A 24,354-nucleotide genomic window follows, 5' to 3' on the forward strand; every position below is an offset into this window, starting at 1 on the left:
CCCTGGGGGTGACGATGCGCACCCTCGCCGTGCGACGGCCGGGGTTCCGCAGGGCGCGGACGCCGGCGCCGCGGAGCCAGAACCCGGCGTCGCGTCCGAGGACCGGCCCGGGCTCGCCGTCGCGCAGCTCCAGCTGCACCCGCCCGCGGGTGACGACGCCGAACGCGTCGCACCACTCCGCCGCGACCACCGCGACACGCGCGCCACCGCGCAGCGCGAGGGTCCACACCGGGACTACTCCGTGCCGTCCGCCGGCAGGCGCTCCGGCAGCCCGAGCCGCGGGAACTGGTCGTCGTGGAACGTGACGATCTCGGTGATCGCCCCGCCGGTGACGCGCAGGACGTCGATCGTCAGCGGCAGGTACGCGCCCTCCCGCTTCCGCCAGAGGTAGAAGGCGACGGCGGGCTGCCGGTTAACGGAGGTGAGGACGGCGCGCAGGTGCTTCATGCCCACGAAGCCGCTCTCGACCCAGTCGTTCACCACCGCGTCGCGACCGACGTACAGGCCCGGCGTGGGCGGCATCGAGCAGCGGACGTCGTCCCGCAGCAGTGCGGCGAGCCCGTCGATGTCCGTGGCCACGCTGGCGTCGGTATAGCGGCGCACCAACTCGCGTGTCCCGGCGTCCTCCTCGCCGCCGGTCCAGTCCTGCCGCTCGGCGGGCAGGTGCTCCCGCATGCCGGCGCGGGCCCGCTGCAGCGCGCTGTTCACGGAGTTGACGGAGTCTCCGAGGAGCTCCGCGACGTCCTTCGCCGGCCAGCCGAGCACGTCCCGCAGGATCAGCACGGCCCGCGGGCGCGGCGCGAGGTGCTGGACTGCGACCAGGTACGCCAGCTCGATCGTCTCCCGCGCGACGGCGACGGTCTCCGGCTCGTCCGCGTCGCCCGCGGGCAGCTCGTCGAGCAGCCGGTCCGGGTAGGGCTGCAGCCACAGCACCTCGCCGCCGGTCGCAGGCTCCGGGCGGCACTTGGCGAGCAGGTCCAGGCAGGCGTTGGTGGCGATCCGGTACAGCCAGGCCCGGAACGTCGACCGCCCCTCGAAGGTCTCCCGCCGCCGCCAGGCACGGAGGAACGTCTCCTGCACGGTGTCCTCGGCGTCCTCGAACGACCCGAGCATCCGGTAGCAGTGCACGTGCAGCTCCCGCCGGTGCCGCTCCGCCAGCCCCGAGAACGTTGGCTCGTCGACCTCGCCCAGACCGCTCCGGCCCAGCCTGCTCTCGCCCAGACCGCTCACGCCCAGCTCCTCCAGCCGCGTGTCCGCACTCATCACGTCATCCTTCCGCCTCGTCGTGTCCCGTCGTAGGTGTGACGGGTGCGGGCGCGACAACTCATCACTAGGGTCGGTCGGCATGGCTGATCGCGTGAGGGATCCGGTGGCGGAGCACGACGCGCGGTAGGCGAGGAGGGCGCGGTCCGCCGGAGTGGGCGCGGGTGCGCGACCGCCTGGCGCGTGCCGGGGTGGCCTGGTTCACGACGACGCGGCGGGCATGGACGCACGGGCACGGCACGAGGTCCACCGAAGAGGGTCTTGGTCGCTTGCTGTCTTACCTGGAGCCTCGCTCTCATCGATGTCCGGGTCTGCCACACCCGCCCTGACCTGCAAGATCAGGTTGGAGAAGGCTCACTGACCGCCGTGACAGCCGACCCGCCAACTCTCTGCGCTCCGCTGCAGTAGGTGGGCCACGGTCCTCATCGAAACCAGCCACCCCGGCAGCGGGCCGCCCGCTCGGCCGAGTGGGCAATCATTCGGGGATCTCCACCCAGCGGGCGGCTGCCTCGAAGGTGTCCGCCGGGGTGGTGTTGAAGGCAATCGCTGCGTCGGGAGCATGCCGACGCACCAGGTTCACCACGCGTTCGAACAGTTCCAGCTGACCGCGGACACCGCCACCGATGACGACGCATTCCCAAGCTGCGCGCGAAGGGGGGCCGTGACGACCGCATCTATGTCGTCGCTGCCGTCGAGACCGAACAAGCAGAACTCGGCCCCCACGCCGTGTTCGGTAAAGCGGGTGCGTCCGACGTCGATGCCGTCTGCTACCGGCTTGGGGTCCCAAGGCCCGGGCACCCGATACGGATCGAGTCCGATCACGAGCACGCGGGGTGTGAGGGCCGGTGTGTCCACTGCCGAAGACTATGTCGCGGATGCGCGATCGTCACCCGACGGCAGCATAGCGGCGGGATCAACTTGATCCGTCGTTGCTCGCGGCAATCGTGCTCTCATCGGCCCATGAGCGTGCGGCTGGTCGTCATCGCGGCCAGGTCCCGCCCCCCGAACCGGGAGAACACCTTCGAATGAGTAGGTCACTGGTCCGGTCGGCGGGCGGCGCGTGCGGACACCGCCGCGTGAACTGGCGTCTTCGGCTCGCGTGGTCAGTCGTCGATTGCCTGGTAGACAGCGGTCCACAAGTCGTGCCACATCGGCAGCCTCTGGTCGCCCGCGTGCGCCCGCTGCATGATGAAGATCGTCGTCATGTCCTCGGCTGGATCGTTGTACCAGGCGGTGCCGTAGAAGCCGGGCCATCCGTAGCTCCCGACCGAGGGGCCGAGGTGTGTGCGGCGGGTGCGGACTGACATCCCGAAACCCCAGCCCATGGTGTCGAAGTATCCCGGCCAGAACCCGGAGCCCGCCTTCTGCGCCGGGGTCAGGTGGTCGCTGGTCATCAGCGTCACCGATGGCCGCGAGAGCACCCGCTCGCCGTGGTGGGTGCCGCCCGCGAGCAGAGCCGAGGCGAAGGCGAGGTAGTCGTCGGCGGTCGAGACGAGCCCGCCGCCACCTGATTCGAACGCCGGTGGTCGGCTCCACCGCCCGTCGGGGCCGTCTTCGACGACTGGCTCACCGGTGGCGGCGTTGTCGCGCTCGTATGCCGTCGCCAACCGGCCGATGCTCTCGCCGCTCACGCGGAAGGCGGTGTCCTTCATCCCGAGCGGATCGCAGATCCGCGTGCGCAAGGCATCCCCGAAGGACCTGCCGGTGGCCCGGGCGATGAGCACGCCCGTCACGTCGGCGGCGGTGTCGTACATCCAGCGTTCACCTGGCTGGTGGACGAGCGGAAGCGTGCCGAGCCGGCGCATCCATTCGTCCAGCGGCGGCTTGCCGAGTGCGTTCAGCGCGTCGGCGATCGGGACCGTTCCCGGCTCGGCAAGGACCATGCCGGTGCCGAGGGTGTAGGTCAGCAGATCCCGCAGCGTGATCCGGCGGTTCGCCGGAACCGTGTCGTCCAGTGGCCCGGCGGGATCGGCGAGCACGGTCATGTCCGCCAGCTCCGGGAGGAGGTCGTCGACCGGGTCATCGAGGCGGAGGGTGAAGTCCTCGACGAGCGTCATCGCACACGCGGCGACGATCGGCTTCGTCATCGAGCCCATGCGACAGATCGTGTCGCCCGCCATCGGCGTCCTCGACCCTGCGCCCTCGAACGCGAGATTGCCCGTTGCTTCGATGTGCACCTCGCCGTGGCGCGCGAGGACGGCCACCACACCCGGGACGAAGCCGGAGTCGACGTGACGCTCGAGCAGCTCTCGCACCCGAGCCAGCCGTTTCAGCGAGAAGCCACCAGTAGTCACCTGTCTCCTCCTCACCTCGTCCGTTCGCAAGTTACCTGTTACGCGACGACCGCACGTTCCCGAGGACGTTGAGGAGGAAACCGTCCGAGTAGTACCGCCAATCGGCAAGACAGCGCAACGAGCGAGGCCTTACCTCCATCACGGAGAATGACGCCCGGGTGGGGGCATGTGCGGATGCTCCGCGCGGCGCCCGGGGCGGTGGTTGCTTGCGGGGTACCCGAGCCAGGCTGAGCCCGGGCCCACGTCTCCTGGATCCGCCGTAACTCAGCTATGCGGCACCTCTGTCAGGGAGGGGAACGCGGCGCGCGGCTGCTGGCCCGCCCACCACAGCCCGATCGCAAGCGCCGCGGTCGCCTCCAGGTACGCCGCCCGCGCCAGCCCGCCGCACGGCGCCGGGGTGCAGCCGAGGGAGCTGATGAGGTTCTCCGTCGCTGCGGCTGCCTCGGCCTGGTCGGCGCAGTAGGGCACGGCCAGCGGTACGCCCTCGAAGGTTGGTGGACGCAGTGTCCAGATGCTCACGTGGCAGAGGTTGAACGCCTTGACCACGTGCGCGTCGGGCGCGGCAGTTGCCAGTTGCCGCGCCATAGACGTGGTGCCACCGGTGTTGAGCATCAACCCGTCGCTGGTCGGTACGACGGGGTTGGTGCAGTCGATGACCGTCCGACCGGCGAGATTCTCGGCGAGGCCGCCCACCAGTTGCGGCGCCTCTGCCGCCGGGACAGCGACGAGGATGACATCGCCGTGGCCCGCCGCGTCCGTGAGGCTGCCGTGCCCGGCGGCGCCGATTCGTTCGGCGGTCTGCTTCGCCCGCCCCTGATTCCGGCCGCCGATCACCACGTCGTGCCCGGCCGCAGTCCATGCGCCGCCGAGCGCCGCCGCCATACCGCCCGTGCCGAGTATGCCGATTTTCATCCGCCTGCTCCGTTTTCTCGCTCTGCGGCGGCTCGGTACACACCGCTGTGCAGGACGATAGGCAGGTCGATGCACACCGAACGGTGTGCAATACACCGGGCAGGATGAACGCATGGGTAATCCCGCTGACCAGCTCGACGATGACTACACCTCCGACTGCCGGGCCCGCGTGGCATTCGAGGTGCTCGCCAACCGCTGGGACAGCGTCGTTGTCTTCACGATCGCCGCGCACGGTCCGATGCGTCCGGCGGTGCTCCTCACCCGGATCGGCGGGGTCAGCCCCAAGGTGCTCAACGACGCGCTGCGCCGCCTGGAGTACAACGGCCTGGTGGAACGCCGGCCGTACCAGGAAGCGCCTCCCCGCGTCGACTACTCGCTGACAGAAGCGGGCAGCGCGCTGCTGGAGCCGATGCGGGCGATGGGTGCCTGGGCCACCAGGTACGCCGATGCGGTTCTTGACGCTCAGGAGCGGTTCGAGGCGCGGGAGATGTCCACTCGGTACCGATCCGCTCGGCATCGCCGGTGAAGCCGCCCAACGACCGGCGGACCTCAGCGGCGGCCACAGTGAAGACCTCCGAGTGCACACGGCCTTCTCGTCCGGCTGGCACCGCGCTCAACTCGGCACGAGCGCGCGCCAGCTGGGACTCCCGACCCTTGGTGACGCACTGTGACAACCGGTCGGCGGCAGAAGCGGACCCTGCAGGGGGCAGGATAAGATGGACCGGTGCTGGGTCGGGTTCTCGAGGCGACACCGGTCACCTACATGGGGGCGGCGGATGCTGCCAAAGGGGCTATCCATGGCCATTGGTAGCGAGCAACGCCGTCGAGAACGCAAGCCCCGCGTCGAGGGGCTGTTCGCCAGCCAGCAGGTCGAAGCCGCGCTCGACCTATTGCATCTGATGGATATGGCGTGGCACGACTGCTACGGCCCGCGGGAACTGGAGGTGCCGCCTGCCGTGCTTGACGACGTTCTGCTGCTGGCAGATGGTGATCTCGCGGTCTTGATCAACGTGGCTTGTGAGGCCGTTATGGACTTCCGTGATGTCCGGATCGCCGCTGACGCGGAACGCGCGAAGAGCGAGTAGCGGTCTGTGACGCGGTCCGATCGTAGAAGTTAGGCTTCGTCCCTCGGCGCATCTGCCCAAAGTGGCGTCCCATTGACCAGCCGTCAGCCGCACGGTCTGCGGCATGACAGTGCGTTCCGTTGTGGTCTGCGCGGCCGATGGGGCTTGCGTCTCGGGCCGGTGGTGCCGAGGTTGGGCGAGTTCCTACGTCGGTGTGGTGGGTCTTGGGGCGACGGTGGGGATCGATGGAAGTCGGCGCAGTGCCCGGATGGCTAGTACGGCGAGCGGTACGCCTACCGCTAGAACGGCGATGCCCTCCACGGAAGCGATCGTGGCGAGTGTTGTGCGCTGCGCCTGGTTGCTGTAGTCGGGCAGGGTTGCGGTTCGCAGGGCGAGCGCGGTTACGGCGAGCAGGGTGAGCGCCAGTGACCATGGCAGCGTGCGAGTTGGACGATTGGATACTCGAACGGTCAGGTGGACCACCATGGCGACAGTGACCACCGCGCAGGACAAGCCCGGCCAGTCCAGCAGCCTCAGCGCCGGTGTGGCCGCCTGGATGGTGAACAGCGGCACGGGGACGAGGAGGATGCCGATCGGCAGCGCGAGGAGCCAGGGGCGGCGCGGCATCGGTGGGGCGCCGTGGTGAAACGCCGCCATCGCGAGTAGCAGGAAGACGTCGATGAACCGCATCGCCCAGGGCGACACGGACAGCGGTACGTCACCGGCGGCTTGTTCCACGGCGGTGGTGATGGCCGGAGGCACGATGGCGAGCAGGGCGACCGCTTGGGCCACGCGCCGGTGTCCGAGGACAAGCGCAACGTAGGCCGGTAACCAGGCGTAGCTGGCGAGATTCCACGCGGTGTGCCAGATGTTCGACGGCGGGCTGAGTGGCCATTCCAGTGCAGGCGCCGGCAACCAGGCGATCTTCCCGGAGAGCCACAGTGTGACGGCGATGCTGGCGGTGACCATGACGGCGTGGGCCAGCATCGCCATCAAGGTCGCCAGTCGCACGGCTTGCCCCCAGGCGAACGAGCGGGGTGGCGCGTCAGCCCCGCCGAGACGCAAACGAACGGCGAGGGACACGATGCTGGCGACCTCGGACAGGCTCGGCCGGCCGTAGTCCGTGACATACGCGGTGGTCTCGGAGTCGCCGGTGTCCATGCTGTCCAGGAAGGCGGCGACCATGTCGTCTTCCCATTCCTGCCGGTAGGCGGTGGGCAGCAGCCGAAGAACAAACCGGTAGCGCTCCTCCAGCCGGCTCACGACGGCGTTCCCGTGATCGGGTTCCGCCGCTCGCGCAACCGGGTCGAGGCGAGGCGTGCGTTGGCGGCCAGCCGTTGAGCCTCTGCGTCGAGGGCACGGCGACCCCGCTCGGTCAACCGGTAGTACCGGCGTAGCCGTCCTTGCCATGCCTCCTCGCGGTCCAGTTCGACCAGGCCATCACCGACGAGTCGGTCCAAGACCCCGTACAAGGAGCCGATCTTCAGCTGCACCCGGCCCCGCGACAGTTCCGCCACCTCCGCGACGATCCCGTAGCCGTGGCGCGGAGCGTCGAGCAGCGCGGTGAGGATGAAGAAGGCTGGTTCCGTCATCGCCCGAGAACTCATCCACCTAATATAGTGGAAGACAAGATATGCTGTGTGCCGGAAGCCGAGCTGGCGCCGGCGGGTTCACCGGGCCCCGGCACGCGCGGAGCCCACGACAAGAAGGAGTGATCATGGGCGACGGTGACGCGGCGGACGCCGGAGACCTGGGCGGGCCGGATTTCGCTCCTGTGATACCGGCGGTGGAGAGCAGCGTCGTCGGTGCCCCGCCCACCAACGGGGCGGCCATCATCCTGGGTCCCGGATACAGCGGTCAGGTCCTGCTGCCCCGGACTCCGCAACGGGTTCGGCCGCTGCCCCCAGTCGCAAGCAGTGACCTTGGCGGCGGAGTTGGAGAGGATTCACGGGCAGCGCCGACGATCATCCGTAACGGGGCCGGAAGCTAGCGAACGACCGCGTCGGAACGTCCGGACGTCGCAGACCGGTGCCGACGTCACCTTCGGTGACGAGCGCTTCGCGGCAAGAGAGTGCGCCGTGGGCGAAACGCCTCTGAAGATTCCCGTCGCCCTCTCTTCAGCCAGGTAGCGGAAAGAAATCATTGAGCGCGTTCCGAATGCTTCCCGAGATCCGTGTGAGCGTCGCCGCCTTCCAAAGCTGCGACGATAAGCTTTCTGATCAGCAGGGCGTCTGCGTCAGCCATCGCTCAGGGGCCGGTCTGACGGCGGAACGCGGGTCGGAGGGATCGGCTGCGTCGCGGCGAGAGATTTCTCCGGGGCCGTGTCGATCCGCGGGCCGCTCGCTCGACGTGGGAGTGCGAGGGCCGAGAGGCGACCCCGCCGGATGAGGAGAACACGATGCCGCAGTACATGCTGATCATGCGGGGCACCGATGAGACGAACGCGGCCATGATGGCCAACGTCGACGAGATGATGGCCGCGACCCGCCTGTTCATCGAGGAGACGGCCAAGGCCGGCGTTTACGTCGCGGCCGAAGGGCTGGACGATCCGGGCCAGGGCGTCGTGGTGCACTTCAGCGACGAGGCCCCGGTGGTCACGGACGGGCCGTACGGAGAGACCAAGGAATTGTTCGGGGGCTTCTTCCTGCTCGATGTCGCCTCGAAGCAGGAGGCGGTCGAGTGGGCCAAGCGGGTCCCGTCGGTCCCCGGGTCCAAGATCGAGATCCGGCGGGTGCCCGGGGAGGACGAGGTCCCGCAGGACAGCGGGAAGTTCGTCAAGGAAGGGGCCTTGCGCGAGAGCAGCGGCCAGATCTGATGGGTACGGCCGACGTCGAGGCCGTCTGGCGGATCGAGTCGGCGCGGATCGTCGCCGCGCTGACCCGGTTCACCGGCGATTTCGGGCTGGCCGAGGACGCGGCCCAGGAGGCGGTGGCTGAGGCGCTGGTGTCGTGGCCGCGTGCCTCTCCGGCCAATCCGGCCGGCTGGCTGATGGCCACGGCCCGGCGGCGGGCGATCGACGCGATCCGCCGCCGGACCGCCCTGCAGGACCGGTACGCCCTGCTGGCGGCCGGCCCGGCGGTCGATGACGAAATCGACCCCGACAGGATCGACGACGACGTCCTGGCGCTGATGTTCGTCAGCTGCCACCCGGTGCTCTCCCCGGAGGCCCGGGTGGCGCTGACTCTGCGCGTGGTCGGCGGACTGTCCAGCGAGGAGATCGCCCGCGCGTTCCTCGTACCCGTGCCGACCGTGCAGGCCCGCATCACCCGGGGCAAGAAGACGATCGCGGCGGCCGGGGTGCCGTTCGAACTGCCAGCGGCCGGCGAGCGCCGGGCACGGCTGGGCGGCGTGCTCAGCGTCCTTTACGTGATCTTCACCGAGGGGTCGACGGCCACGTCGGGCGACCGGCTGCTGCGTCCGGACCTCGCGTACGAGGCGATCCGGCTGGCCCGCACGCTGGCCGCGCTGCTGCCGGACGAGCCCGAGGTGCACGGCCTGCTCGCGTTGTGCGAGCTGACGGCCGCGCGATTCCCGGCCCGGACCGGCCCGGACGGGGCACCGATCCTGCTGGAGGACCAGGACCGGCGGCGGTGGGACTTCTCGGCGATCCGCCGTGGGCTGGCCGCGCTGGCCAAGGCCTCGACTCGCGGCCTCGGCCCGTACGGCCTGCAGGCCGCGATCGCCGCTGCCCACGCGTCGGCGCCCTCGGTCGAGGCGACCGACTGGGACCGGATCGTGGTGCTCTACGAGGCGCTCGGCCGGGTCGCGCCCTCGCCGGTGGTCGAGCTCAACCGGGCCGTCGCCGTGGCCATGGCCTCGGGTCCGGCGCGAGCCCTGGCCATCGTGGACGAGCTGATCGCCTTGGACCGGCTCCCCGGTTCGCATTTGGTTCCGACCGTACGCGGGGAGCTGCTGGCCCGCCTCGGCCGGCGACCGGAGGCGCGTGCCGAGCTGGAGCTGGCGGCCCGGCTGTGCGCCAACCAGCGCGAACGCTCAGTGCTGCTGCGCAAGGCGGCCGCGCTGGGCTGACTTCTCCAGCTCGGCCAGCCGGGATTCGAGCGCGGCCCGGATGCCGTCGATCGCGTCGGCCCCGACGGCCAGGCGCCGCAGCAAACCAGCAGCACACCGCCGGTGCCCGAGCCACAACGGCTTAGTCGTCCACGTGACGCACGGTCGGCGGCTAATCAGGATGCTGGCGCGGCACGATTCGAGACACGGATCCGCACGACCGCCTCACGGTCCTTCGTGAGTAACGGAGTCTCTCGGGTCGGTTGTTGCCACGATGGCGTCGACCTCGAACTCCACCAACCACTCGGGATCGATGAAACGCGATACCTCCATGAAGGTGCACGCCGGTCGTACCTGAGAAAACCGTTCGCCATGTGCGCGCGCCGCCTCTCGCCAACGGGCGATGTCAACAAGCATGACCCTGGTTCTGATGACGTCTGCCAGCGTTGCACCCGCCTCGCGCAGCGCTTGCTCGGCGATGTCCAGGCAACGCACGGATTGCGCGTACACATCTCCCGGACCGGCTGTGGCACCGTCGTCCGCGATCGGCGCGGTGCCTGCCACGGATACGTACGGCCCTATCCGCACGGCGCGCGAGAAGCCGATCTCCGGTTCCAGCGGTGATCCTGAAGTCACCAAGCGGCGAAAGGAAGTCACGGTACAAGAGCATCGCAGAGCAGCGACCGCGCCGGCGCCCGCCCGGCGCCTTGACCGCCCCGTCGGCTCCGCTGGCGCTGCCACCCCGACTGGCTCATCCGCCATAACGCACTCAACTCGGCATGACCGCGCAATCAGCGGCAGAAGCGGACACCGTCTTTCCGCAGGCTGTTCAGCAGCACGTCAGTGCTGGTGGCAGGACCGAGCCTGCCCGGCGACCCATCCGTTGACAACATCACTCGCGTCTCAATACGCTTAACACGGTGGTTAAGTGAAGGGAGCTTCCGATGGCTGGCACCGATCAGCTCAGCGCGGTGTTCTCGGCGCTCGCCGACCCGACTCGACGGGCGATCATCGCCGAGCTGGCCGAACGCGACGCCACGGTCACCGAGCTCACCGCTCCTCTGTCCATCTCGATGCCGGCGGTATCACGGCACCTGAAGGTGCTGGAGCGCGCCGCGCTCATCTCGCGGTCGCGGTCTGGCAAGTGGCGCGCGAGCCGCCTCGAGGCTGCCCCGCTGCGCGAGGCGGCCGACTGGATCGAGCGCTACCGGCGGTTCTGGGACTCGTCCCTCACCCGCCTCGATGCCCACCTCGCCGCGGTGCAGGCCGCCGGACGGGCAACGGACCGGATGGCCGACGACCCCAGGGAGATCGAATGAAAACGGAAACTCCGCAGCTCGTCATCTCGCGTGTGTTCGACGCGCCGCGGGAACTCGTCTACCGAGCCTTCACCGATCCCGACCACCTGGCGGCGTGGTGGGGCCCGACCGGCAACTCACTGCCGCGCGACGAGATTGAGTTCGACGTGCGCCCCGGCGGCTTTCAACGGTGGACGGAGGTCAATGCAGCCGACCCCGGCCTTCGCGTGCACATCCACGTCGACCTCACCGACGTCGCCGACGGCGAACTACTCGAAGGCCTCATGCACGTCAGTGGCCGGCTGCAGGAGGACATCGAGCCGTTCGAGACGAGACTGCGGGTCGAGTTCCACGACGAGGCTGACGGACGGACGCGACTGGAGATCCGCCAGTGGCTCCCCGAACATCTGGCGCACCCCAGCGAGGAGGGTTGGCGCCAAGCGTTCACCAAGCTGGACGCCACGCTGATGAATGTCCAGGCTGTTGCAGCTGATCATCGAGAGGTAGAGGCATGGCAAAGCTGATTTACGTGACGAACGTGTCGCTTGACGGCTACATCGAGGACGAACGCGGCGCGTTCGACTGGTTCCCAATCGGCGACGAGGTATTCGCGTTCCACACCGACCTCCTGCGGTCTGTGGGCACGCTTCTCTACGGGCGGCGCCTGTACGAGGCGATGGCCGTCTGGGAGACCGACGCCGCTCTGGCCGCGCAGTCCGACCTCATGGCCGACTTCGCGAGCGCCTGGCAGGCGGCGAGCAAAGTCGTGTACTCCACGACCCTCGCCGCGGTGTCAACTGCCGACACCCGACTCGAACGCCGTTTCGACCCCGCCGCAGTACACGAACTGAAGGCCACGGCCAGCAGCGATCTCACCGTAGGAGGTGCCAACCTCGCGACGCAGGCTTTCAAGGCCGGGCTGGTCGACGAGTGCCAGCTGTTCATCCTGCCCATTGTCGTCGGCGGGGGCAAGCCAGGGCTGCCGACCGGCATGCGCGCCGACCTTGAGCTCCTCGATGAGCGCCGATTCCGAAACGGCGTCGTACACCTCCGCTACCGCCCTCTCGGACAGTGAACGACAGCCCTGTCCGATCGCCGGCGGCGCTTGCATGACAGGCGGAGCGCTGACGACTGATTCGGCCGGATGAGGCCGCCCATCACGAACTCGGGTTGCGTCAATTCGCAGTGTGCGGAGACGTCAACCGCCGCGTCGGGACGACGGTGGCGACAGCGAACCTCAGTCCGGGGAACGCCCCGAGAACTACCCGCTTCATCTATCCGTCGGCATGCCAGCCGCACGCTCGTCGACCGCTCCCGACGCAACCGCTCATCGGCAAGTCCGGATGCCCCATAGCCAGCCGCGTGACGGTCCGTGGCGCCCGGATCGCGGCAGATCCGGATGCCGTGAACCGGTCGGCGGTGAACTATGCCGGGACGAGTACCGTCCGGACGTGTGGGGCGCCGGATCTCGGGCAGCAGCCCTTCGTCTGCAGATTGGCACGTGATGGCAGAGGAGAGTGCCCAAGCTTCGTCTAACGTGCGGCTCGGTGGTATTGGCCCCGGCTGATGATGGGGACAGCCTTTTGATCGGTAATTCCTCTTGTCTGGTTGGCCGTCTATCGGGGCGCGTGTCACCGCCTGGCGTGCATGGTGTCGAGCTGTTGCAGCGCTTCTTCGGGTAGTTCGAGATCGGCTGCTGCGATGTTCGCTCGGGCGTGGCTGATCCGTGTGGTTCCGGGAAGCGGGATGACTCTGAGTCCATGGATGGGTTCGCGGTGGTGGACCCAGGCCAGCGCGACTTGTCCAGGCGTGGCGCGGAGTTGCCGGGCGATGCGTGCCAGGATCGCTTGTGGGTGCGCGGTCGCGCCGTCACGCGGCTCCTGCTGGAGTAGGCCATGGGATGTCGGTGAGTGCGCCACGATGGCCACGTGATGCCTGGCTGCGGCGGACAGTAGGCCGTCCTCGACGCCGCGATCGGTCAGCGACCATCGTTCCTGCAGCGCTGCGATCGGGTGCACGGCCTGGGCGCGGCGCAGATCCTCGGCGCTGACGTTCGAGAGTCCGAGCGCGCGCACTTTTCCATCGGTGATCAGTTCCGCCATGGCACCGACGGTCTCCTCGATGGGGACCGTGTCGCTGCGGTGGTGCAGGTAGTACAGGTCGATGACTCCGATGCCCAGCCGCTTCAAGCTGGCGTCGCAGGCGTGTCGCACGTATGCGGGGTCGGCTCGGACATCGAAGCCTTGAGGTGTGTCCGGGCACGGCCGGAGGCCGAACTTGCTGGCCAACATCACGTGGTCACGCCGGGAGCGGATGGCGCGGCCGACGAGCTCCTCGTTGCCGTACGCATCGGCGGTGTCGATCATGCGGACACCAGCGTCGACAACCGTCTGGATCACGGTGACGGGGTCGCGATCCGGTTCGCCGCCTGCGCCGTCGCGCAGACGCATGGCACCGAAGCCCTGCCGCCCGAACGCCTCCGCGGTGACCGCCGGTCCGGTCATGCGTGGTACCCGTTCAGGAAGGCGCGCACGCCTGCGGCGGTCCAGTCCTCTTGCCCGGGTGTGGCGTAGGGCGCGCCCGGCGGGCCAGGCACCGCCGAGACCAGTCGGGAGAAGTGCACCGCCGCCCGCTCGGCATCGTCGATGCGCAGCAGTCTCACCTCGGCCCAGCGACGAAAGCGGAGGGCGAGTTCGGCCCGGACGCGTGCGGGACCGGCTTGCCACCACATGGAGACCACCTCGGCGCCCAGATGCTCGGCCTCGGCGTTGACCTGCCGCATCAGTGCCCGGTAACTGTCAGGCTGCATGTTGCCGGACAGCCATGCCTGGGCGAAGGCGAGCAGGGCGGGTTCGACGTGTTCGCTGTCGGTGACGCCGTCGAGGTGGTGCTCGATCAGCGCGGTCTCGTGTTTGGCGATCGCAGCGGCCGAGTCGGCGATCACCGCGGTGAATATGGCGGTCTTGTCCGTGAAGTGCTTGTAGATCGTCCGGGTGGACACCCCGGACTCGCTGGCGATCGCGTCGATGCTCGCGCGCGCGAAGCCGTCGCGGGCGAACACCTTCAGCGCCCCGCCGATGATCGCCGCCCGTTTGTCCCCGCGCAACCGAGGGCTACCGGTGGTAGCGGCAGTGCTCGTCGTCTCACTCATCAAGGTCCTCTTCTCAGTTGCACCTTCGGTCCTAGCATGTAAAGTACCTGTTGTACTTTACACGCATCACGAGGGGATATCATGACGCGCATCGCCATCATCACCGGCAGCACCCGCCAACACCGCCGCGGAATGGCCGTGGCTGACTGGACGCTGAAGACCGCTCGTTCACGCGGGCCGGCGGGCACCAGGTACGACCTGCTTGACCTGGCCGAGTTCAACCTGCCGGTGCTCGACGAGCCGGCACCGGCGCTCTACAACATGTATGCCCACGAGCACACCAAGCGCTGGGCCGCTGCCATCGATTCGTTCGACGGCTATGTGTTCGTCACGCCGGAGTACAACCACGGCGTCCCGGGCGCCTTGAAGAACGCCATCGACTATCTGTTCTACGAGTGGAACGACAAGGCCGCGGGCTTCGTCAGCTACGGCGTCAACGGCGGCGTGCGGGCTGTTGAGCAGCTGCGTCAGATCACCGCAGAGCTCAAGCTCGCCGACGTGCGCACGCAAGTGGCATTCAACACCTACACCGACTTCGACTACACCGGTCTGGATCCCGCCGACCCGGCCACCACGGGCGTGTTCACGCCGGCCAAACGCCACGCCGACGACCTTGCCGGACTGCTCGACGAGGTGGTCGCCTGGAGCAGCGCACTCTCCTCGCTGCGCGCGCCCTCCGTGGCCGCCTGATCCGGCGAACTGACAAAGTACGCCTGCTGGGGCTGGCCACCTGACATCAGCAGTTCAGGGCGCCGCCGACGCTGGCCGCCACGTAACGGGCTGTCGCTGCGGGCGACGGGCCAGCGCGTACGGACGGCGGCAAGATCCGCGCACGTGACCTCGGGCTCATTGCGTCCCAGGGCGTAGCCGGCCGCTCACGTGCGAGTGATCTACTCGATGGGTGAGCAACCTGCGAGATCTCATCGTCCGCTGGCAGCGTGGCTGGGGCGTGGCTCGCGCGCTGCCCGTCGCCGAAGACGTAGGCGGCGCGTCGCGGGTCCGGTGCATGCAGCCCGGCCGCGACATCGAGTATGTCGCGCTCGATGCCGGCGAGGACCTCGCGTCGCTCACCACGCTGGCTGAGCTAGTCGCTGGCGAGGACGCCGTCACATGGCTGACGGTGCCCACCACCGACCCGGCGAGGGCGTCCTCGGCTCTGGCGGCCGCCGGCCTGATCGCGCTTAAGCACTCGGAACTACTGATGACAGCCGATCTTCGCGGGCATCCGCAGAACAGGCCCGTGGCGCCGTACCGGCTCCTGACCCAGGTCGACTCGCACGGAGGCGACAGCCTGGTCACGGCCACGGTACGGCACGAGTCGGGAGAGGTCGGTGCGCGCGGGACGATGGGACTGGCCGGTACGGATGCGGTCGCAGACCGGATCGAAACCATGCCGGCTCATCGCCGCGAGGGCCTAGCCAGCGCGGTCATGGGTGCACTAGCCCGTTCCGCGATCGAAGAAGGCGTCGAACAGGGCATTCTCATCGCCAGCGAGGACGGCCAGCGTCTGTACATGACGCTCGGCTGGCAGCCGGTGGCCGATGTACTGATCGCAACGACGCCTGGCAACGCGTACCCGTCCTGAACGGCGCCGACAGCCGCGGCCGACCCACGCTCCTCGTCGTCGCCCAGGCGAGCACGCAATCCAACGTCCGACGACAAACGGCGCACTGATCTCGGCGCGAACGGACCGCGGCAGATCCGGATGCTGCGGTGCGCTGGTAGGCGGGTCAGCGGCGTCGCCCAACCTCCCGGATCAAACAGCTAGACCGTGCCGGCGGCTGCGTGGGTGGCCGGGCGCCTGGTGTCCACGTTGCTCGTCATGGCGTTGAGGATGCCAGGTAGTTCTGCCGCCGTTTCGGCGGGTAGGCCGGTCACGGTTTCCTCTGCCAGAGCGCACCAAAGCTGCTTGATCTGGTCGGCCAGAGCTTTGCCGCTGTCGGTGAGTTCGACGATGCTGGCGCGCTTGTCGGAGGGGGCGGGTTTGCGGCGGACGTGACCGGCGGCTTCGAGCTTGCGGGTCATGAGCGTGACGCTGGGCGGCTCGCAGCCGAGGGCCTCGCTGAGCTGGGCCTGGATTCTCGGGCCGGTCCGGTCGAGTTCGAGCAGGAGTGCCTCCTGGCCGGGGTGCAGGCCGAGCGGGGCCAGCAGCGCCGCGGCCCTGGCCCGGTGGCGCAGGCTCAGCAGGCGGATGGCCTGGTTGAGGGCGTCGGCGTACTCGAAGTCCACGGGCTCTCCTTGACAGGTTAGTTATGCGCATAACATTATGCGCGTAACTAATTCTAGCAACACCGAGGAGCCGGACATGACCGTAAAGGTCGCCGTCATCTACTACAGCGCGACAGGAACCGTGCACGCACTCGCGCAGGCGGTCGCCGAGGGGGCCGCCTCGGCCGGGGCCGTCGTGCGGCTGCGGCGGGTCGCCGAGCTGGCACCTGACAGCGCAATCGACCAGAACCCGCAGTGGCGGCGGCACGCCGACGCCGCTACCTCGATCGTCCAAGCCTCGGTCGAGGACCTGGCGTGGGCCGACGCGTTCGCGTTCGGGACGCCGACCCGGTTCGGCGCGCCGGCCGCGCAGCTCAAGCAGTTCATCGACCAGGCCGGCGGGCTGTGGCGGGAAGGGAAACTGGCCGACAAGCCGGTGACGGCCTTCACCTCGGCTTTCAACCGGCACGGCGGCAGCGAGGCCACGATCCTGTCGCTGGGCAACGTCTTCTACCACTGGGGAGCGCTGATCGTCCCGCCCGGATTCACCCATCCGGCCGTGTACGCCGCCGGCGGCAACCCCTACGGCACGTCGTCTGTGACCGGCCCGACCGGAGACGGCCCCGACGCCGCAGCGCTGGAAGCGGCCCGCTACCAGGGACGGCGGCTGGCCCAGACCACAATCCGGCTACTTGAGAGCGACTACGTCACAGACGCCGCCACGGGCGACGGCAACGCCCGCGAAACCCCCGCCGAGACAACGGTGCAGACCGCGTGAGCGGCGGGTTTGCGGAGGAAGTCAGGACAAGCACCAGCACCGCAACTCAGCGGGCCAGGCCGCACGCCGGCTCCGCCTGGATGATCCTGTCGCTGGCGTGTGCCTGCCAGTTCATGGTGATCTTGGACTCGTCCATCGTTAACGTCGCCCTGCCCTCGGTCCGCGAGGACCTCGGCTTCACACCCACCGGCCTGGCCTGGGTGGTCAACGGCTACCTGCTTACCTTCGCCGGCTTCATGCTGCTGGGTGGCCGCACCACTGACCTGTTCGGCCATCGACGGATGCTGGTCGCCGGGCTGGTGTTGTTCTCCGCCTCAAGTCTGGTCGCCGGCCTGGCAACTGCTCCTGAGGTCCTGGTGGCGGCCCGGGTCGTGCAGGGCATGGGAGCCGCGATGCTGGCCCCAGCGACGCTGGCCGTGATCAACACCAGCTTCACCGAGGCGCACGCGCGTGCCCGGGCGTTCGGCGCATGGTCTGCTTGCGGCGGTGTTGGCGGGATGGCCGGTGCGCTCGCGGGCGGCGTCCTCACCACTGGCCTGTCGTGGCGGTGGGTCTTCCTCATCAACGTGCCGATCGGCGCGGTGCTGATCGTGGTGGCAATGATGTCGCTGGCCGGCACGCGAACCGGCCGGCAGGAATCGCTCGACCTCGTCGGCGCGGTCACGGGGACGGCGGGACTGGCCGCGCTGGTCTACGGGGTCATGCACAGCGCCGATCATGGCTGGACGTCCGTGCGGGTCGTCGGGCCAGCCTTGGCGAGTCTGCTCCTGCTCGTCGTCTTCACCGTGGTGGAGGCGCGTTTCGCCGCCCAGCCGATGGTGCCCCTGCGGCTGTTCAAGATCCGAGGGGTGGCCGTCGGCAACGGCATGCTGCTGCTGTTCGGCGGGATTGCCATCGCGATGTGGTATTTCACCTCGCTCTTCCTGCAGAACGCACTCGGCTTCAGCGCGCTTCAAGCAGGGCTCGGGCAGACACCCGCAGCGGTGATGTTCATGATGATCGCGCGATGGGCATCCGCCCTGCTGCCGCGAACCGGTGTGCGCCGGCTGGTGCTGGCCGGCAGCGCCTGCTTCCTGGCCGGTTTCGGCTGGCTCTCCCTGGCCGACGCCGACAGCGACTACGTCACCAGCATGCTCGGGCCCACGCTGATCATCGCGGTCGGCATCGGACTGACCTTCCCCACCCTCATGGCCGCAGCGACCGCCGACGTCGCCGCAGGCGACGCGGGAACCATCGGCGGCCTGGCCAGCACCGCCAGCCAGGTAGGCGGGTCGGTAGGCTTGGCGGTGCTCGCGACGGCCGCCAGCACCAGAGCCGCGACGGAAGCCGGCGAGAGTTCCCCGGCCATCGCCCTCGCCGCCGGCTACGACCTGGTCTTCCTCACGGCGGCCGGGCTCGGCCTGGCTATCGCGGCGGTCAGCTTGCTGCTGCCGCGGCACCGACGCGGCTGACCACCGGCGACGCCACGCGCTTGCTCGCCGCACCCCTGCTCCGCGTACAACCGGGGGTGCGGCGAGCGACCTCATCGGCGCATACGGACCCGGCGGCCTCGGCCAGCTCAGGATCGTTGAGGAGCGCGGTGATCCGCGGTGCCGGGAGGCGGGGGCTGCTTGCCATCGCCTGTCGCACGGTGGCGTCCGGATCGGTGCTGAGTCGGTCGACGAGTTCCGGGTTGGCGTGCGGGTCGAGGGCGATGAACCGGCGTAGCGCCGGGTCACGGTCCGGCCCGCCTCCGCCAGCTCGGCGGCCGTCTCGATTGCCGAGCGCCGCTCCGGGCACTTCCGGGTCGGCGCTGCCACTGCCCACCGCGTAAATCAGATAGTCGTAGCCGACCGTGCCGCCGGTCGCCAACGTCACGCTGCGCTCGGAAGCGTCGATCCGGGTCACGGTGTCGACGACCAGCCGAACACGCTCAGCCAGGATCTCTCGGTAGTCGACGACCGCGTCGTCGGACCCGCCCGCCACTGGTGCAGGCGGATCCGCTCGACGAAGGTCGGGCGCGGGTTGATCAGGCTCACTGTCACGTCGTCGCGCTGCGTCAGGCGATTGGCCGCCATGACGCCGGCGTACCCGCCGCCGATCACCACCACATCAATGTTCCCCGCCATGGTGTCTCCTCCGTTCCAAGGGTTCGGCCTCAAGACACCGCGTGACCGATCGTTCTGACAGCGTGTCAGGCAGACCACCCCACAGGCGGGGCTCGACACGCGGAGTCCTCACGGTCGGAGCCGATGCTCGGGGGACGCACGCCAAAGGGGGCAAAAACGCCCCCTCAGGGCAGGTCACTGCCCGCGTCCTCGACCACCCACCCGCCAGGCGACCAGGCGGTCGAGGAGTTCACCGAGGCCGCACAAGCCCGGTGGTGCGCGCTCAACGCCGGGCACGGGGAGCCACTCGCGTTCGCGCGGGAAGTCAGGCGATGAAGCCCTCTTCCTTCAACCAGTCCGCGGCGACCTGCGCCACCGGCTCGCCCTTGACGTCGACGCGCTCGTTGAGCTTGCGGATGGTGTCGTCGTCGAGCTTGGCGGTGATCGGTTCAAGGATCTTGGTCAGGCTCGGATACTTGGCGGCAGTTGCGCCGTTGACCGTCAGCGCCGGGTTGTAGATCGGGAAGAACCTCTTGTCGTCCTCCAGCACCACCAGGTCGAGGTTGCTGATCCGGCCGTCGGTGGTGAACACCTCACCGAAGTTGCAGGACTCGCCCTTCTTCGTCTCGGTGTAGACGACTCCGGTGTCGACGCTCCGAATGTTGGACTTCGGCAGGTTCATGCCGTACATCTTGGTCATGCCGGGCCACCCGTCGTTCCGTCCGGCGAACTCGCTCTCCAGGCAGAACGTCGCGTCGGCCGGGTTGCGCATGGCGAACGCGGCGAGGTCGGACAGGGTGCGGAGGTTCCACTCCTTGGCCTTCTCCGCACGCACCGCCATCGCGTAGGTGTTGTTGGCCGGCGCGATGGCGCCCCAGACGACCTGGTTCTTCTCCTTGTCCTCCTTGACCACCGCGTCGTACTGCTGCTTCGAGTCCGCGATCGGGTCGGTGTGGTTCAGGTAGGTGATCCACGCGGTGCCGGTGTACTCCCAGTACACGTCGACCTCACCAGCGAGCAGACCCTTGCGGACGTTGACCGATCCCTTGATGTTGGTCTTGTCGGTCACGTTCGCGCCCGCCGCCTTCAGCGCCAGCATGGTGATGTGGCCGAAGACGATGTTCTCGGTGAAGTCCTTGGAGCCGACCACGATCGTCTGGCCGGCGAGCGCGTCATCCTGCTTGATCGACCCCGCCCCGACCGTCACCTTTCCACCGGAGTCCTCAGTGGTGACCGAGCAACCGGTCAGTGCCATGGCGATGAGTGCGGTGCCGGCAGCCAGCCGGGAAAGGGGTGTTCGCGTACGCATTGACGACCTCCACGACGCACGGGGCGTCGGTTGGGGAAAGGGGACGTGAACCTATGGATCAATCGAGCCCGGGCGGGCGCAGCAGATCGGCGATCACACCGCCGAGCCAGTCCAGCGTCAGGGCGAGAGCGGCGGTGAGTACCGCGCCGGTGATCAGGACGGGATCACGCTGAAGCTTGATCCCGGTCACGATCAGTCCGCCGAGTCCGCCCGCGTCGATGAAGGTGGCGAGCGTGGCGACCCCGACCGCGAGAACGAGCGCGGTGCGCACGCCGGCGAGAATCACCGGCACCGCCAGCGGAAGCTCGACCCGCAGCAGCACCGCGAGCGGGGACATGCCGATGCCCCGACCCGCCTCGATCAGATGCCGGTCGACCTGGTTGATCCCGACGATCGTGTTGCGCAGCACGGGCAACACCGCATAGGCCACCAGCCCGATCAGCGCAGTGCCGGCGCCGATGCCCAACCAGATGCTGAGCAGTACCAGCAGCCCGATGGCCGGCATCGCCTGACCGACGTTGGCCAGAGCGGTGAAGAACGGCGCCAGCCAGCGCAGCGCCGGGCGGGTGAGCAGAACGCCGGCGCTGACCGCGATCACCACCACCAGCAGGGTGGTCATCGCGGAGATCGAGACGTGCTGGCCGGTCACCCGGAACAGCTGTCCGGCGTTGAGCGAGCGTCGCTCGATGTCGTCCAGGGCAAGCGAGCTCACCCAGAGGTACGTGGCGAGCAGCGCCGCCGCGAGCACCAGCGGCATGGTCGCGTGCCGGCGCAACAGACCCCGCCACCGCGAGGGTGGGGCGGCGTCCGCGAGCTGACCGGAGCCGAGCGTGCCGACGCTCACGGCGTCTCCCGATCCGCCGTCGACCGGGTGCCACGGCGCCGCACGGGCACCGCCGCGGCTTTCGGCCCGTCCGCTGTTGTCGGCGCCTCCGCCACCGGCTGATCGCGGCGCCGCTCGGTCTCGCGCATCTCACCGATCGCACGCATCAGCCGGTCGATGGTCACCGTGCCGCGGTACCGGCCGGCGTCGTCGACCACCACCGCAGCACCGCTGCTGCTGCTGAGCATCGCGTCGAGCGCGTCATGCAGCGTGGCACGAGGTTCCACCACGGTGGCCGGTCCGCCGATCCCGTGCAGGTTGTCCTGATGCGGATCCAGGTCCCGTGCGGTGATCCAGTGCACGGGGCGCCGCTCGCTGTCGACGCTGAGTACGGCCCACTCGCCGGTCTCGTCCAGCCGGCGCAGCGCCGACGTCGGCGAGTCGTCCAGCCGGACCAACTCGGCCTCGTCCCAGTCGACCTCGTCGACCCGGCGCAGGTTGAGCTGCTTGAGTGAGGCGCCAGCACCGATGAACTGGGCCACCGTCTTGTCCGCAGGGTTACTCAGGAGCCGCTCCGGGGTGTCGAACTGTCGGATGCTCGACCGGTCACCGAGTACCGCGATGCGGCTGCCCATCTTGATCGCCTCGTCGAAGTCGTGGGTGACGAAGACAATCGTCTTCTGCAGCTTCTCCTGCAGCCGGAGGAACTCGTTCTGCAGCCGGTCCCGGGTCAACGGATCGGTGGCGCCGAACGGCTCGTCCATCAGCATCACCGGGGGGTCGGCAGCTAGCGCCCGGATAACCCCGACGCGCTGTTGCTGGCCGCCGGAGAGTTGACGTGGCAGGCGGTGCCGGTACTGGCCGGGTTCCAGCCCGACCAAGTGCAGCAGCTCGTCAACCCGGGTGTCGATCCGCTTGCGATCCCAACCGAGCATCTTCGGCACCAACCCGACATTGGTCGCCACGTTCATGTGCGGGAAGAGCCCCACCTGCTGGATGACGTAGCCGATGCGCCGACGCAGCTCGGTCGGGTTGAGCGAGGTGACGTCGGATCCGTCCACCATGATCCGCCCGGAGGTGGGCTCGATCAACCTATTGATCATCTTCATGGTGGTGGTCTTGCCGCAGCCGGAAGGGCCGACCAGCACGACGATCTCGCCGCGCCGGATGGTCATCGAAACGTCCTCGACCGCGGCGGTCTTCTGTCCCCGGTAGAGCTTGCTGACCTGTTGCAGGTCGATCATCACGTCAGCGGTCATCGTTGACCTCCCTGGGTGGTGGACGGGGCCGCGAGGGCCGGCGGGCCGGCGAGCGCCGTGACGGAATCTGGTTGCTCGGGGAGGGACGGCCCGGTTGACCTTGATCGGGGCCGCCGGGTGCCCCGGCCGGCCCGGGTCAGCACCCCGAGCAAGCCCAGGCAGATGTCCACGACGAGGGCGAGGACGACCACGCCGAACGTGCCGAGCAGGGCCTGGTTCAGCGAATTCACGCCGCCGAGGTTGGCCAGGCCCGAGAAGATCTGGTTGCCCAGGCCCGGCCCGCCGACGTACGCGGCGATCGCCGCGATGCCCATGGTCATCTGGGTGGAGACCCGGATACCGGCCAGGATAACCGGCCAGGCCAGCGGCATCTCGACCGTGCACAGCGACCGTATCCGGCTCATCCCGATGCCGCGGGCGGCCTCGGTCAGCGCGGGGTCGATCTCGGTCAGTCCCACCACCGTGTTACGGATGATCGGCAACAGGGCATACAGGGTCAGCGCGACCAACGCGGGGAGGTACCCCAAGCCCAGCGGCGTGATCAGCAGGCCGAGCAGCGCGAAGGAGGGAATGGTCAGCACAGCGGCGGCGACCGCGACGGCGATTCCCCGGGCGCGCCGGTGGCGGTAGGTGAGGACGGCGATGGACATGCCGATGAGCGTCGCCAGCCCTATCGCCATCAACACGATCGTGACGTGCTCGATGGCCTGGGCGATCAGCAGGTCGCGGCGGCTTTCCAGGTATTCGAAGAACGTCATCTGACACGTCCTCTCGGCAGCTGGCAGGCCCCTGTCCAGAGACAGCCGCGACGGTGCTGGACCTGCCATGGCCGGTTGGCCATCACATTTCGGGCGTAGGCGTTCGGCAAAGGCCCTCCGTGTGGGACGTGGAGTCGGTTGGAGAAATCAGCAGGGAAGTTCCGACGGGCACGCCGAGCGACACGGAGTCGCCGCGCCACCACCTCGGCCATCTCCTCCTTCTGGACAGGAACTTCTGTACAAGGCGATCATGGGGGTGCCACGGTACGCCATGGGCTCCTCGTCAGTTCGGCCGACCCGGGACCCGAGCCTGAAATGGGTCCGATGCTGCGACAGCGAGACAACGGCCAGGTGACCGCCATCAGCTCGGCGACCCGGGGCGTGGCTCCATGGCGCACGAAGGATCAAAGTGGGCCGTAGGTTACGCATACGAACCGGTGCGCCACAGCTGTGACCTGCAGTTTCTTGCTCCCGCTGGCCCGCGAACGCCGCGCGTCAGCCTCGTCGGAGACCGCCTCGACGTAGCTGACGCTGCGCACGTCCGAGGCGCCGCGCGGAGGTGTATGACGGTGACCCCCGTCCGGTGTTCGCCACCCGCAAGCGCTTTCCGGACGCCGACGACCTCGTCGTCCAGTGGCCGCACACATACCTCGAGTCGACAGTCGTAGACGAGCGCACGGTGCTCTGCGTGCTGACCCACGATCCGAAGTTCGACGTGCCGCTGCTGAAGGTCGCCCTGGCCACCCGCTACATCGGCGCGATGGGCAGCCGCCGCACCCACGCCGACCGGCTGCGGGAGGAGGGTGTGGACGCGACCGCCCTGGCCCGGCTCCGCTCCCCGATCGGGCTGGACCTCGGCGCGCGGACGCCGGAGGAGACGGCCGTGGCGATCGCCGCCGAGATCATCGCCCAGGCCTGGGGAGGCTCGGGTCGACCCCTCACGACCTCGAGACCCCGATCCACCAGCCTTGACGACAAGGGCTGGCCGGACAGACGACGCGGTGCTGCTCGAAGGCCCGCTATCGACGCACGACCCCCGAATCCGGACCGGCGCGAGTGACAGCAGCGCCCGCTGAAACGCCCGCCGGCGACGGGGAATCGGCCCGGCATCGCACCACCACTTTCGCCCTCTGTGTCGACAT

Annotated in this window: 28 protein-coding genes; 12 read left to right on the plus strand and 16 right to left on the minus strand. The window is 68.8% G+C overall.

Features of this window, described 5'->3' with window-relative positions; all coding sequences use genetic code 11:
* Positions 1–234: 234 nt before the first annotated feature.
* The 4 genes from ACVCAH_RS25455 to ACVCAH_RS25470 form a co-directional block, all read right to left on the minus strand.
* Positions 235–1,263: an RNA polymerase subunit sigma-70 gene (locus tag ACVCAH_RS25455; RefSeq protein ID WP_447138725.1), complete on the minus strand. Its 1,029-nt coding sequence runs from the start codon at positions 1,261–1,263 to the stop codon at positions 235–237.
* Between the two features lie 576 nt (positions 1,264–1,839).
* Positions 1,840–2,118 carry a hypothetical protein gene (locus tag ACVCAH_RS25460; protein WP_447138726.1) on the minus strand — a complete coding sequence of 93 codons (279 nt, stop codon included), beginning with the start codon at positions 2,116–2,118 and terminating at the stop codon, positions 1,840–1,842.
* Between the two features lie 248 nt (positions 2,119–2,366).
* The gene (locus ACVCAH_RS25465) at positions 2,367–3,557 is read right to left on the minus strand and encodes a serine hydrolase domain-containing protein (protein ID WP_447138727.1); all 1,191 of its coding nucleotides are present in this window, start codon (positions 3,555–3,557) and stop codon (positions 2,367–2,369) included.
* Between the two features lie 264 nt (positions 3,558–3,821).
* Positions 3,822–4,583: an NADPH-dependent F420 reductase gene (locus tag ACVCAH_RS25470; RefSeq protein ID WP_447138728.1), complete on the minus strand. Its 762-nt coding sequence runs from the start codon at positions 4,581–4,583 to the stop codon at positions 3,822–3,824.
* Here ACVCAH_RS25470 and ACVCAH_RS25475 point away from each other — a divergent pair.
* A complete protein-coding gene (locus ACVCAH_RS25475; RefSeq protein ID WP_447138729.1) occupies positions 4,582–4,995 on the plus strand; it encodes a winged helix-turn-helix transcriptional regulator in 414 nt (137 codons plus the stop codon). The two genes, ACVCAH_RS25470 and ACVCAH_RS25475, sit on opposite strands and share 2 nt — an antisense overlap.
* A 271-nt stretch (positions 4,996–5,266) precedes the next feature.
* Complete coding sequence (locus ACVCAH_RS25480; RefSeq protein WP_447138730.1) at positions 5,267–5,554, plus strand: hypothetical protein; 288 nt, start codon at positions 5,267–5,269, stop codon at positions 5,552–5,554.
* A 183-nt stretch (positions 5,555–5,737) separates the two neighbouring features.
* Here ACVCAH_RS25480 and ACVCAH_RS25485 read toward each other — a convergent pair whose 3' ends face one another.
* Together ACVCAH_RS25485 and ACVCAH_RS25490 are read right to left on the minus strand one after the other, a co-directional pair.
* Positions 5,738–6,796, minus strand: coding sequence for a hypothetical protein (locus tag ACVCAH_RS25485; RefSeq protein ID WP_447138731.1), 1,059 nt, complete (start codon positions 6,794–6,796; stop codon positions 5,738–5,740).
* Positions 6,793–7,140, minus strand: a complete 348-nt coding sequence (locus ACVCAH_RS25490) for a PadR family transcriptional regulator (RefSeq protein ID WP_447138732.1) — start codon at positions 7,138–7,140, stop codon at positions 6,793–6,795. Before ACVCAH_RS25490 ends, ACVCAH_RS25485 begins: the two co-directional genes overlap by 4 nt.
* 791 nt (positions 7,141–7,931) lie before the next feature.
* Here ACVCAH_RS25490 and ACVCAH_RS25495 point away from each other — a divergent pair.
* Complete coding sequence (locus ACVCAH_RS25495) at positions 7,932–8,348, plus strand: YciI family protein (protein ID WP_447138733.1); 417 nt, start codon at positions 7,932–7,934, stop codon at positions 8,346–8,348.
* Positions 8,348–9,562, plus strand: coding sequence for an RNA polymerase sigma factor (locus ACVCAH_RS25500; RefSeq protein ID WP_447138734.1), 1,215 nt, complete (start codon positions 8,348–8,350; stop codon positions 9,560–9,562). Before ACVCAH_RS25495 ends, ACVCAH_RS25500 begins: the two co-directional genes overlap by 1 nt.
* Before the next feature lie 204 nt (positions 9,563–9,766).
* Here ACVCAH_RS25500 and ACVCAH_RS25505 read toward each other — a convergent pair whose 3' ends face one another.
* Positions 9,767–10,198 (minus strand): RidA family protein, encoded by a 432-nt coding sequence (locus tag ACVCAH_RS25505; RefSeq protein WP_447138735.1) that lies wholly within the window; start codon positions 10,196–10,198, stop codon positions 9,767–9,769.
* A gap of 287 nt (positions 10,199–10,485) precedes the next feature.
* Between ACVCAH_RS25505 and ACVCAH_RS25510 the strand changes: the two genes are divergently transcribed.
* Genes ACVCAH_RS25510 through ACVCAH_RS25520 form a run of 3 tightly spaced genes read left to right on the plus strand, consistent with a single transcriptional unit; the run spans position 10,486 to position 11,914 of the window.
* The gene (locus ACVCAH_RS25510) at positions 10,486–10,860 is read left to right on the plus strand and encodes an ArsR/SmtB family transcription factor (RefSeq protein ID WP_447138736.1); all 375 of its coding nucleotides are present in this window, start codon (positions 10,486–10,488) and stop codon (positions 10,858–10,860) included.
* On the plus strand, positions 10,857–11,363 hold the full coding sequence (locus ACVCAH_RS25515) for an SRPBCC family protein (RefSeq protein WP_447138737.1): 507 nt from the start codon (positions 10,857–10,859) through the stop codon (positions 11,361–11,363). Before ACVCAH_RS25510 ends, ACVCAH_RS25515 begins: the two co-directional genes overlap by 4 nt.
* Positions 11,351–11,914, plus strand: a complete 564-nt coding sequence (locus tag ACVCAH_RS25520) for a dihydrofolate reductase family protein (RefSeq protein WP_447138738.1) — start codon at positions 11,351–11,353, stop codon at positions 11,912–11,914. Before ACVCAH_RS25515 ends, ACVCAH_RS25520 begins: the two co-directional genes overlap by 13 nt.
* Before the next feature lie 556 nt (positions 11,915–12,470).
* On the opposite strand, the gene ACVCAH_RS25525 is transcribed toward ACVCAH_RS25520, so the two are convergent.
* Together ACVCAH_RS25525 and ACVCAH_RS25530 are read right to left on the minus strand one after the other, a co-directional pair.
* Positions 12,471–13,289 (minus strand): aldo/keto reductase, encoded by an 819-nt coding sequence (locus ACVCAH_RS25525; protein WP_447138771.1) that lies wholly within the window; start codon positions 13,287–13,289, stop codon positions 12,471–12,473.
* Between the two features lie 50 nt (positions 13,290–13,339).
* Positions 13,340–13,990: a TetR/AcrR family transcriptional regulator gene (locus tag ACVCAH_RS25530; RefSeq protein ID WP_447138739.1), complete on the minus strand. Its 651-nt coding sequence runs from the start codon at positions 13,988–13,990 to the stop codon at positions 13,340–13,342.
* Between the two features lie 81 nt (positions 13,991–14,071).
* Between ACVCAH_RS25530 and ACVCAH_RS25535 the strand changes: the two genes are divergently transcribed.
* Together ACVCAH_RS25535 and ACVCAH_RS25540 are read left to right on the plus strand one after the other, a co-directional pair.
* Positions 14,072–14,680, plus strand: a complete 609-nt coding sequence (locus ACVCAH_RS25535; protein ID WP_447138740.1) for an NADPH-dependent FMN reductase — start codon at positions 14,072–14,074, stop codon at positions 14,678–14,680.
* A 211-nt stretch (positions 14,681–14,891) separates the two neighbouring features.
* Positions 14,892–15,575, plus strand: a complete 684-nt coding sequence (locus tag ACVCAH_RS25540; protein ID WP_447138741.1) for a GNAT family N-acetyltransferase — start codon at positions 14,892–14,894, stop codon at positions 15,573–15,575.
* A gap of 179 nt (positions 15,576–15,754) precedes the next feature.
* On the opposite strand, the gene ACVCAH_RS25545 is transcribed toward ACVCAH_RS25540, so the two are convergent.
* Positions 15,755–16,219 (minus strand): MarR family winged helix-turn-helix transcriptional regulator, encoded by a 465-nt coding sequence (locus ACVCAH_RS25545; RefSeq protein WP_447138742.1) that lies wholly within the window; start codon positions 16,217–16,219, stop codon positions 15,755–15,757.
* A gap of 76 nt (positions 16,220–16,295) precedes the next feature.
* Here ACVCAH_RS25545 and wrbA point away from each other — a divergent pair, with 76 nt between their 5' ends.
* The gene (gene wrbA / locus ACVCAH_RS25550) at positions 16,296–16,976 is read left to right on the plus strand and encodes an NAD(P)H:quinone oxidoreductase (RefSeq protein ID WP_447138743.1); all 681 of its coding nucleotides are present in this window, start codon (positions 16,296–16,298) and stop codon (positions 16,974–16,976) included.
* 80 nt (positions 16,977–17,056) lie between these two features.
* Complete coding sequence (locus ACVCAH_RS25555) at positions 17,057–18,427, plus strand: MFS transporter (protein ID WP_447138744.1); 1,371 nt, start codon at positions 17,057–17,059, stop codon at positions 18,425–18,427.
* Here ACVCAH_RS25555 and ACVCAH_RS25560 read toward each other — a convergent pair.
* The 6 genes from ACVCAH_RS25560 to ACVCAH_RS25585 all read right to left on the minus strand — a co-directional run bounded on the left by ACVCAH_RS25560 (position 18,393) and on the right by ACVCAH_RS25585 (position 23,212).
* Positions 18,393–18,863 carry a hypothetical protein gene (locus tag ACVCAH_RS25560; RefSeq protein WP_447138745.1) on the minus strand — a complete coding sequence of 157 codons (471 nt, stop codon included), beginning with the start codon at positions 18,861–18,863 and terminating at the stop codon, positions 18,393–18,395. The genes ACVCAH_RS25555 and ACVCAH_RS25560 overlap by 35 nt on opposite strands.
* A complete protein-coding gene (locus ACVCAH_RS25565) occupies positions 18,860–19,084 on the minus strand; it encodes a lycopene cyclase family protein (RefSeq protein WP_447138746.1) in 225 nt (74 codons plus the stop codon). Before ACVCAH_RS25565 ends, ACVCAH_RS25560 begins: the two co-directional genes overlap by 4 nt.
* Before the next feature lie 304 nt (positions 19,085–19,388).
* Complete coding sequence (locus tag ACVCAH_RS25570) at positions 19,389–20,372, minus strand: glycine betaine ABC transporter substrate-binding protein (RefSeq protein ID WP_447138747.1); 984 nt, start codon at positions 20,370–20,372, stop codon at positions 19,389–19,391.
* A 58-nt stretch (positions 20,373–20,430) separates the two neighbouring features.
* On the minus strand, positions 20,431–21,216 hold the full coding sequence (locus tag ACVCAH_RS25575) for an ABC transporter permease (protein WP_447138748.1): 786 nt from the start codon (positions 21,214–21,216) through the stop codon (positions 20,431–20,433).
* Complete coding sequence (locus ACVCAH_RS25580) at positions 21,213–22,454, minus strand: betaine/proline/choline family ABC transporter ATP-binding protein (RefSeq protein ID WP_447138749.1); 1,242 nt, start codon at positions 22,452–22,454, stop codon at positions 21,213–21,215. Before ACVCAH_RS25580 ends, ACVCAH_RS25575 begins: the two co-directional genes overlap by 4 nt.
* A complete protein-coding gene (locus ACVCAH_RS25585) occupies positions 22,451–23,212 on the minus strand; it encodes an ABC transporter permease (RefSeq protein ID WP_447138750.1) in 762 nt (253 codons plus the stop codon). The genes ACVCAH_RS25580 and ACVCAH_RS25585 overlap by 4 nt, the downstream gene beginning before the upstream one ends.
* Positions 23,213–23,795: 583 nt before the next feature.
* Here ACVCAH_RS25585 and ACVCAH_RS25590 point away from each other — a divergent pair.
* A complete protein-coding gene (locus ACVCAH_RS25590; protein ID WP_447138751.1) occupies positions 23,796–24,272 on the plus strand; it encodes an XdhC family protein in 477 nt (158 codons plus the stop codon).
* Positions 24,273–24,354: the final 82 nt, after the last annotated feature.

Source organism: Micromonospora sp. LZ34 (assembly GCF_052981855.1).